The sequence below is a fragment of the Pseudomonas songnenensis genome (assembly GCF_003696315.1).
Taxonomy (GTDB): domain Bacteria; phylum Pseudomonadota; class Gammaproteobacteria; order Pseudomonadales; family Pseudomonadaceae; genus Stutzerimonas; species Stutzerimonas songnenensis.
The window spans coordinates 685,213-698,047 of record NZ_RFFN01000002.1; the positions used below are offsets into that span (position 1 = coordinate 685,213).

General features: G+C 59.5%; 8 protein-coding genes and 1 pseudogene. 8 read left to right on the forward strand and 1 reads right to left on the reverse strand.

Features of this window, described 5'->3' with window-relative positions:
* Positions 1–2 precede the first annotated feature (2 nt).
* Complete coding sequence (locus EA798_RS07690) at positions 3–1,352, reverse strand: class II 3-deoxy-7-phosphoheptulonate synthase (protein ID WP_122098554.1); 1,350 nt, start codon at positions 1,350–1,352, stop codon at positions 3–5.
* Between the two features lie 133 nt (positions 1,353–1,485).
* Here EA798_RS07690 and EA798_RS07695 point away from each other — a divergent pair, with 133 nt between their 5' ends.
* From EA798_RS07695 to EA798_RS07730, 8 genes and pseudogenes are all read left to right on the forward strand, one after another.
* Positions 1,486–2,235, forward strand: a complete 750-nt coding sequence (locus EA798_RS07695) for a spermidine synthase (protein WP_106158364.1) — start codon at positions 1,486–1,488, stop codon at positions 2,233–2,235.
* A 1,893-nt stretch (positions 2,236–4,128) separates the two neighbouring features.
* A pseudogene (locus EA798_RS20915) lies at positions 4,129–4,647 on the forward strand (methyl-accepting chemotaxis protein); the annotation flags it as partial.
* A gap of 375 nt (positions 4,648–5,022) precedes the next feature.
* The gene (locus tag EA798_RS07705) at positions 5,023–6,693 is read left to right on the forward strand and encodes a DEAD/DEAH box helicase (RefSeq protein WP_122098556.1); all 1,671 of its coding nucleotides are present in this window, start codon (positions 5,023–5,025) and stop codon (positions 6,691–6,693) included.
* A gap of 236 nt (positions 6,694–6,929) precedes the next feature.
* Positions 6,930–7,214, forward strand: coding sequence for an integration host factor subunit beta (ihfB, locus tag EA798_RS07710; protein WP_015276650.1), 285 nt, complete (start codon positions 6,930–6,932; stop codon positions 7,212–7,214).
* 239 nt (positions 7,215–7,453) lie between these two features.
* The gene (locus EA798_RS07715) at positions 7,454–8,608 is read left to right on the forward strand and encodes an INTS11 family MBL fold metallo-hydrolase (protein ID WP_122098557.1); all 1,155 of its coding nucleotides are present in this window, start codon (positions 7,454–7,456) and stop codon (positions 8,606–8,608) included.
* Positions 8,609–8,641: 33 nt separating this feature from the next.
* Positions 8,642–9,772 (forward strand): non-hydrolyzing UDP-N-acetylglucosamine 2-epimerase, encoded by a 1,131-nt coding sequence (gene wecB, locus EA798_RS07720; RefSeq protein WP_122098558.1) that lies wholly within the window; start codon positions 8,642–8,644, stop codon positions 9,770–9,772.
* Position 9,773: 1 nt separating this feature from the next.
* Positions 9,774–11,042 (forward strand): UDP-N-acetyl-D-mannosamine dehydrogenase, encoded by a 1,269-nt coding sequence (gene wecC, locus EA798_RS07725; protein ID WP_122098559.1) that lies wholly within the window; start codon positions 9,774–9,776, stop codon positions 11,040–11,042.
* Between the two features lie 23 nt (positions 11,043–11,065).
* Positions 11,066–12,814 carry a glycosyltransferase family 4 protein gene (locus tag EA798_RS07730; RefSeq protein ID WP_167462909.1) on the forward strand — a complete coding sequence of 583 codons (1,749 nt, stop codon included), beginning with the start codon at positions 11,066–11,068 and terminating at the stop codon, positions 12,812–12,814.
* Positions 12,815–12,835: the final 21 nt, after the last annotated feature.

A 12,835-nucleotide genomic window follows, 5' to 3' on the forward strand; every position in this document is an offset into this window, starting at 1 on the left:
GATCAGTTTGGCCGCAACTGCTTCAGCGTCTCGGCAATCATGAAGGCCATTTCCAGCGACTGATCGGCATTGAGGCGCGGATCGCAATGGGTGTGGTAGCGGTCGCAGAGGCTGGCTTCGGTGATTGGTCGGGAGCCGCCGATGCACTCGGTGACGTTCTGCCCAGTCATTTCGATATGTATGCCGCCGGGATAGCTGCCCTCGGCGCGGTGCACATCGAAGAACTGACGGACTTCAGCAAGTACCTTCTCGAAGTCCCGAGTCTTGTAGCCGCTGGAGGCTTTCATCGTGTTGCCGTGCATCGGGTCGGAACTCCACAGCACATGGCGACCTTCGTTCTGCACTGCACGTACCAGTCGCGGCAGGCCGGCTTCGACCTTGTCGGCACCCATGCGTACGATCAGGTTCAGGCGGCCCGGATCGTTCTGCGGATTGAGGATGTCGATGAGGCGGATCAGCTCTTCGCTGTCCATGCTCGGGCCAACCTTCACCCCGATAGGGTTGCCGACGCCGCGCAGGAACTCGACATGCGCGCCATCCAGCTGGCGGGTGCGGTCACCGATCCACAGCATGTGCGCAGAGCAGTCGTACCAGCCGCCGCTGAGGCTGTCCTGGCGGACGAAGGCCTGCTCATAGTTGAGCAGCAGCGCCTCGTGGGCGGTGAAGAAGCTGGTCTCGCGCAGCTGCGGCGCGCCATCCAGGCCACAGGCGCGCATGAATTTCAGCGTTTCGTCGATACGTGCGCCGAGCTGGTGGTACTTCTCGGCCAATAAGGAATTGGCGATGAAGTCCAGGTTCCACTGATGCACCTGGTGCAGGTCGGCGAACCCGCCCTGGGCAAAGGCGCGCAGCAGGTTCAGGCTGGCGGTGGACTGATGGTAGGCCTGCAGCAGGCGCTCCGGGTCCGGCACGCGGCTTTTCTCATTGAAATCGATGCCGTTGACGATATCGCCACGATAAGCCGGCAGGGTCACACCCTCGATGGTTTCGTCGCCGGCCGAACGTGGCTTGGCGAACTGGCCGGCCATGCGCCCGACTTTGACCACCGGGCAGCCGGCCGCGAAGGTCATGACGATGGCCATCTGCAGCAGCACCTTGAAGGTGTCGCGAATCTTGGTGGCGGAGAATTCAGCGAAGCTCTCAGCGCAATCTCCACCCTGGAGCAGGAACGCGCGGCCCTGGGTAACCTCGGCGAACTGCCGCTTCAGCTCGCGGGCTTCGCCGGCGAACACCAGGGGCGGCAAGCCAGCCAGGGCCTGTTCAACGCGCTTGAGGTGATCGGCATCCGGGTATTCAGGCTGCTGCTGAATGGGCTTGCTTCTCCAGCTTTCGGGGCTCCAGGCGTCGGTCATGATCGTTCCAATTGGTAAGAGTGCGGCGATTTTACCTGAACGCCCAGGGCCTCGGAGATAGCGATGGCCTATGGGGCTGCGTAAGATGCGCTTCGCCGACATGATGGCGATCGGATAGCTGCGGAGCATATCGATGGACAAAGAGGAGCGCTTGCTCGCCGAAGTGCATGATGCGTTCGGGCTGATTCGTGTGCTGGAGGTGGGCGAGTACCGCTTTCTGGAGTTCGGCGCGGCCGTGGAGCAGAGCTGCGTCTTCACTGCCGATCCAGCCTGGCTGGAGTACGACTACACCCGCGCCATGCTGCTGGGTGGGCTTTGTCATCCTGAGCCGGAGACGGCACTGTTTCTCGGGCTGGGCGCCGGCAACCTGACCCAGGCTTGCCTGCAGTTCCTGCCGCTGGAGGATGTCGAGGTCATCGAGCTGCGACCGGCAGTGCCGGAGCTCGCGATGCGCTATCTGGGCCTGCAGAACGATTCGCGCCTGTATATACGCATCGGCGACGCCACCAGGTTGCTGGATACCGCGGAAACTTCCGATCTGATCTTTGTGGACCTCTATAACGATACCGGCCCGGACGCTGCACATCTGGCCTGGTCCTTCCTCAAGCGCTGTCAGGAAAAACTCAATCCGGGTGGCTGGCTGATCATCAATCAGTGGGGCACCGATGATGACCGCCCGCTGGGGGCCGCGCTGCTGCGTGGCCTGTACCACCGGCACTACTGGGAGTGTCCGGTGAAGGAGGGCAACGTAGTGCTGCTGGTGCCGGCTGATCTCGACCAGCAGCTGGACGTGAGCGGTTTGCGTCAGCGTGCCGAAGCCCTCGCGCCGCGTCTCGGGTACACATTGGACTCGCTGATCGCGGCGTTACGCCCCGCCAGCTAAGCGGCGCTCCATTGCGGTGCGCGGGCATCCCTGCAATGGTTCCGGATGAGCGCTATCGGTGCGTCTGCTACAGGCGCGGCCGTCCAGAATCGGCTGCAGCGGCACGGCAGAGCGCTCCGGCGTTAGCGCTTTGGATCAGCCATCTCGCGGACTCCGGTCGGCCCGTGAGCCTTTCTGGTGCGTAAAGCTGCAGGCTGGTCTGCTAATTGCTATTGGCCAGTATGTTCTCCCCGCAGTAAGGAACGCTCAGTGCTGAAACTCCAAAGCCATCAGATGCCTCTTTCCGCCAGCGAACGGCACTGGCTGCCCTGGTTGGGGCGTACCGGCAAGCTACAGATGCGTTGGTCCTGTTGGCTGAACCGCGGTGTTTATCCCGCCGTGGAGCAGGTTTTCGAGGGGGTTGCGCAGTCCCGTGTACGCATCCTGCAGAACTGGGTAAGTGCTCACTGGGAGCATCTGGCAGACCTGGCTTCGAACCTGGGCGAAGGACTGGCCCATGCGGATGCCGAGCTGCTGGAGAAGAAACACGCCCAGTTGCCCGATCTGTCCGAGCTGTTCGTTATCGATCCGCAAGGCCGCGTGCTGGCCTCCACCTGTGCGGCCCATGTCGGGCAGCAAGATCTCGATGGCAGGGCGGTGGCCCACGGTCTGAGCGAGCCATTCCTGCATGGTCCCTACCGCGACCCGCTGACCCTGCGCCTGGGTGCCAGCACATCACGCTTTCATGATGCGGTGACCCTGATGTTCTATCAGCCGGTGCAGGTCGGCGGAAAGCGTTTGGGCTGCATTTGCGCGCGGGTTCCCAACGATGTGATCGGTGACCTCATTCAGCGCGAGGCCGGCCACGTCTACCCGGAATCGGGTGACAACTACCTGTTCATGGTCGATTCGCGTTTCGACGGCGCCGTTCAGGCCGGCACGGCGCTGTCGCGCTCGCGTTTCGAGGATGCGACTTTCAGCCACGGCGAGAACCTCAAGAGCGGCGTGCATACCCGTTGGGGGACCGTGCGTGTGCAGCAGCACACCGAGCTCGAACTGCGTTTCACCGATCCCGCCACCGGGCAACTGCATCCGGGAGTACGGGAAACCATCGCCAACGGCTCGAATCTGTTCGTCACCTATCCCGGCTACTCGGATTACCGCCATATTCCGGTGATCGGCAAGGGCGTGACCTTTCAGTTGCCGGGCTCGCCGGATCGCTGGGGCATGATGTGCGAGGCCGACCTGGAGGAGGTCTATCGACGCCGCTCGCTGAGCGTCGGGTTGATGAAGACGTACCTGTGTACCGTGACCACGCTGTTCATCATCGGCGGTCTGCTGCAGGAGTACAGTGGCCTGTCGCATACAGCGCTTAATCTGCTCAACGGCGTGCTGCTCATGCTGGGCGCCTGGACCTTCGCGTCTTTCGGGCCCCAACGCCTGGCCGCGCGCATGCAGGAAATGACCGAAGTCATCCGTACGCTTGCCGAAGGCGAGGGCAACCTGCGCCAGCGAGTCGACAGCAGTACCATGCAACGCGACGAGAGTGGCGACATGGGGCGCTGGGTCAACAGTTTTATCGACAGCCTGGACGGTGTAGTGGGGCAGGTGATCCAGGTCTCCAGGCATGTGCGGCATGATAACGAGCTGATGCTCGCCCGCAGTAGCGAGGCAGGGCAGACCACTGGCAAAGTCGCCGAGTCCACCCATCAACTGCTGTTGTTGGTAGAGGAGCAGTTGGGGGAAATCCAGCAGGCTTCCATGACTGCCGAGGAAATGAAGATAGCGATGGACGATGTAATGAAGCGCGCCCGCGAGCGTTTCGATACCGTCCGCGAAGGCACCGAGTCCATTCGTGACGTGGTACAGCGCTCCTCGCAGAGCGTGCAACTGCTCGACAGCCGCATGGGTGAGATCGATGAGATCGTCGGGCTGATCAGTGACATCACCACTCAGACCAATCTGCTGGCGCTGAATGCGGCAATCGAAGCAGCACGAGCGGGCGATCATGGCCGCGGCTTCGCGGTGGTGGCGGGCGAGGTGCGCTCGCTGGCGCAGCGCACGGCCAAGGCCGCGGAGGACATCCGCATCAAGGTCGAGAGTCTGCAGGGCGAGACGCGCCAAGCCGTGTCGTTCATGGAGGGTGGCGTGCAGAACGTCGACCGCAGCCTACGCCTGACCGAGGAGGCGTCGTCGGAGAATGTGCACCTGCATCGAACCGTGGAGCGCATGTTCGAGATCATCAAGGGCTTGAACGAGCGCAGCCTGCACTACGGTCAGACCATCCGCGGCGTCGAGCAGGCCTCCAGCGAGATGGGGCAGACCCTGGGCGTGTTGCAGGGCAGTGCCGAGCGTGTGCGCCATACGGCCGGCAAGCTACATCAACTGGTCGGTCGCTTTCGCGTCAGTGCCGCTAACAGCGACGCAGCTTGAAGCGATCTTGCCGCGATGGCCTCGCATTCCCACAAAGCCATGCAGCCTTGCGTAGCTGGCAGGGGATGCGCCTTCGCGGCGCCTGCGGCTCGTAGGTAGCATGACCGGATCTCCGCTTGGCACGTAAAATACCCGCACAGCGTCACGTTAATCCGGTATAGTACGCGCCGGCTGAAACCCAGCCTGCGTTCAGGTACTGCAACACACGAAGCGCCGCTTCGGCTGCTGTCCGCTTCGAGCGGACTATCCTTGACGATTCATCATTCATACGTTTTCGCAACCCCGCCGACCAGGCTGCCAGGGTGACCTTCGGGTTTTGCACGGCATGCGCAGCTTCGGAACAATGGGTCTTGCGGAGCATCAGAGACAAGACCCATGACCCAGGAAATCGGCGGCTTTGCCGCACTCGGTATTCACTCCGCTGTTCTGGCTGCCATCAGCGCAGTCGGCTACGAAGAACCATCCCCCATCCAGTCCCAGGCGATCCCGGTGATCCTTGGCGGCCACGACATGATCGGCCAGGCGCAGACCGGTACCGGCAAGACCGCAGCCTTCGCGCTGCCGATCCTGTCCAAGATCGATCCGGCGCGTAAGGAAGTGCAGGCACTGATCCTTGCGCCGACCCGCGAGCTGGCCTTGCAGGTCGCCACGGCATTCGAAACCTACTCCAAGCAGATGCCCGGCCTGACCGTCGTCGCTGTCTACGGTGGCGCGCCCATGGGTCCGCAGCTCAAGGCCATCCGCCAGGGCGCGCAGGTCATCGTTGCGACGCCGGGCCGTCTGGTCGACCACCTGAGCCGCAACAGCGGCCTGCTGTCGACTATTCGCTTCCTAGTACTCGACGAGGCCGATGAAATGCTCAAGCTGGGCTTCATGGACGACCTCGAAGTGATCTTCGAAGCGATGCCAGAGAGCCGTCAGACTGTGCTGTTCTCCGCTACGCTGCCGCACTCCATTCGCGCCATTGCCGAGAAGCACCTGCGCGAGCCGCAGCACATCAAGATCGCTGCAAAGACGCAGACCGTCGCTCGCATCGAGCAGGCGCACCTGATGGTCCACGCCGACCAGAAGATCCAGGCTGTGCTGCGTCTGCTGGAGGTCGAGGATTTCGACGCCCTGATCGCCTTCGTGCGCACCAAGCAGGCCACCCTGGATCTGGCCGCCGCACTGGAAGCCAAGGGCTACAAGGCTGCCGCGCTGAACGGCGACATCGCCCAGAACCAGCGTGAGCGTGTTATCGAATCGCTCAAGGATGGCCGCCTGGACATCGTCGTCGCCACTGACGTCGCCGCCCGCGGTCTCGATGTCGCGCGCATCACCCACGTATTCAACGTGGACATGCCCTACGATCCGGAGTCCTACGTACACCGCATCGGCCGTACCGGCCGTGCCGGTCGTGAAGGCCGTGCGCTGCTGCTGGTCACCCCGCGTGAGCGTCGCATGCTGCAGGTTATCGAGCGCGTGACCAACCAGAAGGTCGCTGAGGCACGTTTGCCCAACGCCCAGCAGGTACTGGATGCGCGCATCAAGAAGCTCACCAACAGCCTCGCGCCGCTGGTAGCCGACGCCGAAGCCAGCCACGGTGAGCTGCTCGACAAGCTGGTCGCCGACATCGGTTGCAGCCCTCGCGCCCTGGCTGCTGCGCTGCTGCGCAAGGCCACCAATGGTCAGGCCTTGACCCTGGCCGAAGTTGAGAAAGAGCAGCCGCTGGTCCCGACCAGCAGCCCGCGTGAGCGCAGCGAACGTTCGGATCGTCCCGAGCGTAGCGGTGATCGTGAGCGTCGCGCTCCGGTCCCTCTGGCCGAAGGCCGCGCCCGCTGCCGCACCCCGCTGGGCGCGCGTGACGGCATCGCCGCGCGCAACCTGCTTGGCGCCATCCTCAATGAAGGCGGTTTGGCTCGCGAAGCCATCGGCCGCATCCAGGTGCGCGACAGCTTCAGCCTGGTCGAACTGCCGGAAGATGGCCTCGACCGCCTGCTCGGCAAGCTCAAGGACACCCGCGTCGGCGGCAAGCAGCTCAAGCTGCGTCGCTATCGCGAAGATTGAGCGCTAGGTAGTTGAATGAAAGGCGGGCTTATAGCCCGCCTTTTTTATTGCCTAAAGAAAGGTCAGCCCTGCACTCAATTGCTAGCGATAACACCGATAACAGGTTCGCTTTTGCGTGCCAATAAACAAAATGCGCCTTCCTCGTCAATCCTTCACGGGCTGTTCAAACTCTGAACAACATGCTACAAACGACCGCAACCCGAATGATCTAGCCGCTTGAAAACGAAGGGAAAACCATGACCAAGTCGGAGTTGATCGAGCGTATCGTCACCCAGCAGGGGCTGCTTTCGTCCAAGGATGTCGAGCTGGCCATCAAGACCATGCTCGAGCAAATGGCACAGGCATTGGCCACTGGCGACCGGATCGAGATCCGCGGCTTCGGCAGCTTCTCCCTGCACTACCGTGCACCCCGCGTCGGTCGTAACCCCAAGACCGGCCAATCCGTTAGCCTTGACGGAAAATTTGTCCCGCATTTCAAACCGGGGAAGGAGTTGCGGGATCGGGTGAACGAAGAGGACTAGGCCCCGCTGCTTATTAAAAGTTTGGCGTGTTCGTAGTTTCGATGCGCACACATAGGTAAGTCCCTTTTCCCCTCGCGCGGCAGGTCGCCGGGCTGCTAGCTCTCTTTAAAGCTCTTAGTGAAAGTTCCGTTCACGGCCAACTATTTATGATGGCCACACTTGGTGTAGGGACAGTCGCATGGCACAATGCCGGCCGTTTTGCGATGTCCGTCACGGTGCCAGGTTAAAGGAACTAACCGATGCTTTTCCCCCGAATCACTCACTACGGATCGACTACCGGAGTGACCGGCTCGTGCCACCAATTACATGCCGATGCCGTCAACAGCTACCTCATCGACTGCGGTCTATTTCAGGGTGGCGACACCGCCAATGAGGGGCAGACGGGGCAGGACAGTCTAGGTATTGCATTTCCGATCGATACGATACGGACACTTGGTGAGAACAAGCGAGTTGTGTTTTTCGGAGACCTTGGCGCGCCGCACGCGCCGATGTTGCCCGCGCCAAAAGCACCTTGTCGTGCAGACATCCTTGTTATCGAAAGCCCTTACGGTGATCGGCAGCACGAGGATCGCCGCACCCGTCGTCAGCGCCTCGAGCATGTTGTCGGGCAGGTCTTGCAAGATGGCGGGACAGTAGTGATTCCTGCGTTCAGCAATGGCCGTACCCAGGAACTGCTATATGAGCTGGAAGACATTATCCATCGCGCTCAAACTAAGTCCGCAGCATCACTCCGGGATAGGGTTGAAGTCAGCTGGCCTGACGGTGCTCAGGCGTCTGGCCTAAAAAAGAATTGGCCAGAACTCCCCATCATCCTCGACTCTCCGCTCGCCAATCGCTTCACTGCAGCCTATCGTGAACTGAAGCCCTTCTGGAATCAGGAGGCCATCAAGCGTGTACAATCAGGCCGCCGCCCGCTGGGGTTCGAGCAGCTACTGACAGTTGACAGCCATGCCGAACATCTACGAATGGTTGGATATCTGGCACGCAGCGCCCGTCCGGAAATCGTTATTGCCGGTAACGGCATGTGCTCTAGTGGGCGTATCGTCAATTACCTGAAAGCCATGCTGGGCGCCCAGAGACACAACGTATTGTTCGTTGGTTACCAGGCGGCAGGCACGCCTGGTCAGGCTATTCAAAGCTTTGGCCCAAAAGGCGGTTACGTCGATCTCGACGGCGAGCGGTTGGCAATCAAAGCCGGTGTGACGACCATTGGCGGCTACTCTGCTCATGCAGACCAGGATGGCTTGGTGAGATTTGTAACCAGCATGCGCCGACGGCCATCTCACATACGCATCGTTCACGGCGAATCAAAAGCAAAGCAAGCACTGGCCGCAAGGCTCGCCGCTATTTATCAGGACAAGCAACAACCGTTGCAGCTGGAAATTCCGCAATAAGGCCCTCGCGCCTGCTCAAGCTATGGATACGGTATGACAGTTAAAACCCTGTGTGTCTTCGGCACACGCCCTGAAGCCATTAAAATGGCTCCTTTGGCCCTTTCACTAAATAGTGATAACCGGTTCGACGCCAAAGTCTGTGTCACAGGGCAGCATCGCCAGATGCTGGACCAGGTTCTGGAGCTCTTCGAGCTACAACCCGACTTCGACCTGAACATCATGAAGCCGGGGCAAGACCTGACCGACGTGACCTGCGCCATTCTGCAGGGGTTGAAGGCTGTTTTCGCCGAGTTCAAGCCCGACGTAGTATTGGTGCATGGTGATACAGCCACGACATTTGCTACTACCGTTGCAGCTTACTACAGCCAGATTCCAGTGGCTCACGTTGAAGCTGGCCTGAGGACGGGAAACCTCTATTCTCCATGGCCAGAGGAAGGAAATCGCAAACTCACTGGTGCGCTTGCCGCCATCCACTTCGCACCAACGGAAACGTCTCGCCAGAATCTGCATCGAGAAGGCATCACAAGCGGAGTCGAGGTGACTGGTAATACGGTTATCGATGCTCTCCTTCAGGTTGTGGCAAAGCTCGATAAGGACACCGGGCTTCAGCAACGATTCCAAGAGCAGTTTAGTTTCCTTCGCGCCCAGAGCCGGCTTGTGTTGGTGACTGGACACCGGCGAGAAAGCTTTGGCGGCGGTTTCGAGCGAATCTGCCAGGCCTTGGCGGAGACGGCGAAAGCTTTCCCGGATATCGAAATCGTATATCCCGTCCACCTGAATCCAAACGTACGAGAGCCGGTAAACCGGCTGCTTGCCGGCATCGACAATGTTCATCTGATCGAGCCGCTTGACTATCTGCCGTTCGTTTATCTGATGAACCGTTCTCACGTGATTCTCACGGACTCCGGTGGGATACAAGAAGAAGCTCCCTCGCTGGGCAAACCTGTCCTTGTGATGCGTGACACCACCGAGCGACCGGAGGCGGTCGAGGCCGGCACGGTGAAACTTGTAGGCACGCAAGTCGAATCGCTCACCGGTAGCCTGAAACAGTTGCTGACTAATGATGAGGCATACCGTGCAATGAGTTTTGCCCACAATCCCTACGGGGATGGCCTTGCATGCACACGTATTCTCGAAGCACTTTCGCAACTCAAGAAGAATTGATATGAACTTTGAAACTATTTCCGTGGTTGGGCTTGGTTATATTGGATTGCCAACTGCAGCAGTCTTTGCTGCGCGCAAGAAAAGAGTCATTGGTGTAGATGTAAATGAGCACGCGGTTGCGACCATCAATCGTGGCGAGATTCATATTGTTGAGCCGGATCTCGATATGGTCGTGCACGCAGCAGTTACCGAGGGCTATCTGCGCGCCACTACAACGCCCGAACCGGCTGATGCTTTTCTCATAGCAGTGCCGACACCTTTCAAGGCTGACCATGAGCCGGACCTGTCCTATATCGAAGCTGCAAGTGAGGCGATTGCACCGGTCTTGGCCAAGGGCAACCTCGTCATTCTGGAGTCCACTTCCCCGGTGGGCGCGACTGAAGCGATGGCTCAATGGCTGGCCGTTGCTCGCCCCGACCTCAGCTTTCCACAGACCCATGGGGAGTCTTCCGACATTCGGATCGCCCATTGCCCCGAGCGTGTCCTACCGGGACATGTACTGCGCGAACTGGTTGAGAACGATCGCATCATCGGCGGTATGACGCGTAAATGCTCTGGAGCGGCAGCGGCGCTCTACAAGACGTTTGTCGAGGGCGAGTGCATTGTGACCAACGCGCGCACCGCCGAAATGTGCAAACTAACCGAAAACAGCTTCCGTGATGTGAACATTGCTTTTGCCAATGAGCTTTCGATCATTTGCGACAAACTCGATATCAATGTCTGGGAGCTAATCGGTTTGGCCAACCGTCACCCGCGTGTGAGCATCCTGCAGCCTGGTCCGGGCGTAGGCGGTCATTGCATTGCGGTCGATCCCTGGTTCATCGTCAGCCAGACTCCCGAACAGGCTCGCCTGATTCGCACTGCCCGCGAAGTCAACGACGGCAAGCCGCATTGGGTGATCGATAAGGTCAAGGTGGCGGTGGCTGAGTACTTGCAAGCGAATCCGACCAAGACCGCTGCCGAGGTATCCATCGCTTGTTTTGGTTTGGCCTTCAAGCCGGACATTGACGATCTGCGTGAAAGCCCCGCGATGGGCATCACCCTGGCGCTGGCCGAACAGTTCGCTGCGCGTCTGCTGGCCGTTGAGCCCAACATTGACAGCCTGCCTGGTAAGCTGAAAGCCGCAGGTGTGCAACTGGTGAGCCAGGAAGAGGCGCTGGCAAGCGCCGACGTCGCGGTGTTGCTGGTCGATCATTCTCCCTTCCGCGCAGCCAAGCCCACTTTCGCGGCGGGGCAGTATCTGATTGATACCAAAGGCATCTGGGGCTGATGGGCTATCGGTCGGGAGCTCTCATGTTGAATCTTTCACCGAAAAAGCTTTATCTGCAGGTGTACTGGGTCCTGCGTTGGCGAGCTAAGCGACACCTCCCGGTCTCTATTATTCACGGCATCCAACGTCTCAGGCGAATAATCGCTTGGCGCTACTGGGTTGTGCTTGAGGCCTATGAAGTCCAAGGCATTGATGCCGCTCGTGCGTTGATAGAGAACTTGAGTGAAAAGTCTCTGCAGGCCAAAGCCTACCAAGAGTTGGCGCGACGAGAACTGATTCGTGATGTAGTCAGCGCGGCCGACCTTGCCCGGAGTTCTCTGCGTCTGCAAAGCTCGCAGGACAACCGTCGACGCAACGGTATGATGCTCTGGGACGCTGGCGCCATCCGTGAGTCGAGCGCTCTGCTAGAGGCGTTGCCAAGTGCCGCTTTGAGCCTGCCGGAACAGGAGAAGGCGCTGCAAATTCGCGGGGCGCAGCGGCTGCTCGATAGCCTGCCGGAGATCCCTGAGGCGGCCGTTCCTGGTGACTATATCGCCAACCCGCAGTGCATACTCTATGTGGCTTCCAGTTCCCGCCCCTATCACACGACGGGCTACACCACCCGCACCCATCACTTGCTCAAGTCGCTCAAGAACCAGGGATGGGCTGTGCACTGCGTGACCCGCCCCGGCTATCCAGCCGACCGTCCGGACTCGCGCAATCTGGATGCCGCTACGCTCAACTACATTGACGATGTGCCCTACGAACGCCTGCCCGGGAAGCATCGGCGCGAGGTGCCCTATGATCAGTACTTACTGCAGGCGGCTGATGTGCTGGAGCAGACTGCGCGGCGCCTGCGCCCTGCCGTGATTCATGCAGCCTCCAACTATGAGGCGGCTCTACCTGCATTAATTGCCGCCCGGAGGCTTGGCTTGCCGTTCTGCTACGAGATGCGCGGGCTCTGGGAGTACACCGCAGCTTCAAAGAAAACGGGTTGGGAGCAAACCGAACGCTTTGCTCTGGAACGTAGGCTCGAAACCCATGTGGCTGCCCATGCAGATGAGGTTTTTACGTTAACTAAATCATTGGCTGCTGAAATGGTCCGCCGAGGCGTACCTAAGAATCATCTTAAACTTCTGCCAAACGCGGTGAGCTTGGAGTTTTTCAAAAGCACACCTCGCGATCAGGCAATGTCCGCAAAGCTGGGAATAGCCGAGGGCGCCTTCGTTTGTGGCTATATAGGATCCGTGGTTAAGTACGAAGGGCTAGATGATCTAGTCGTCGCCATGTCCATGTTGATTCGCCGCATACCCAACAGCAAACTATTAATAGTAGGCGATGGCGACGAGTTAGTGAATCTACGTCGGCAGGCCGAGCTGCTTGGCATATCCGCGCATGTAGTATTCGCTGGCGCTGTCAGTCACTCTGAGGTGACACGCTATTTCTCGCAGCTTGACGTAATCGCCTTGCCACGCAAGCCTTATACCGTATGCAAGCTAGTTTCACCTCTGAAGCCGTTTGAGGCGATGGCAATGCGAATTCCTTTAGTTGTATCGAATGTTGAGGCTCTAGAAGAGATTTTCAAACATCAAGAAACAGCATTGCTGTACCGGGCAGGTGATTCAAGCTCTCTGGCTGAAGCCTTGATCCAGCTCGCAGAGAGCGAGCACCTTCGGCAGAGGCTGGCGCAAAATGCATATGTCAAAGTAAGGGAATGCCATCAATGGAGGCAGGTAATTCAGTCACTTATAGATTTCTATGTAACCAATGGTGCGTCGCCGGGGAAACATTGAGCTAAACATTAGCTCGCGCTC

Bases quoted from the DNA above. Each gene is read 5' to 3' on its own strand.
- EA798_RS07690 (WP_122098554.1), bottom strand. From the start codon at position 1,352: ATGACCGACGCCTGGAGCCCCGAAAGCTGGAGAAGCAAGCCCATTCAG.
- EA798_RS07695 (WP_106158364.1), top strand. From the start codon at position 1,486: ATGGACAAAGAGGAGCGCTTGCTCGCCGAAGTGCATGATGCGTTCGGG.
- EA798_RS07705 (WP_122098556.1), top strand. From the start codon at position 5,023: ATGACCCAGGAAATCGGCGGCTTTGCCGCACTCGGTATTCACTCCGCT.
- ihfB (WP_015276650.1), top strand. From the start codon at position 6,930: ATGACCAAGTCGGAGTTGATCGAGCGTATCGTCACCCAGCAGGGGCTG.
- EA798_RS07715 (WP_122098557.1), top strand. From the start codon at position 7,454: ATGCTTTTCCCCCGAATCACTCACTACGGATCGACTACCGGAGTGACC.
- wecB (WP_122098558.1), top strand. From the start codon at position 8,642: ATGACAGTTAAAACCCTGTGTGTCTTCGGCACACGCCCTGAAGCCATT.
- wecC (WP_122098559.1), top strand. From the start codon at position 9,774: ATGAACTTTGAAACTATTTCCGTGGTTGGGCTTGGTTATATTGGATTG.
- EA798_RS07730 (WP_167462909.1), top strand. From the start codon at position 11,066: ATGTTGAATCTTTCACCGAAAAAGCTTTATCTGCAGGTGTACTGGGTC.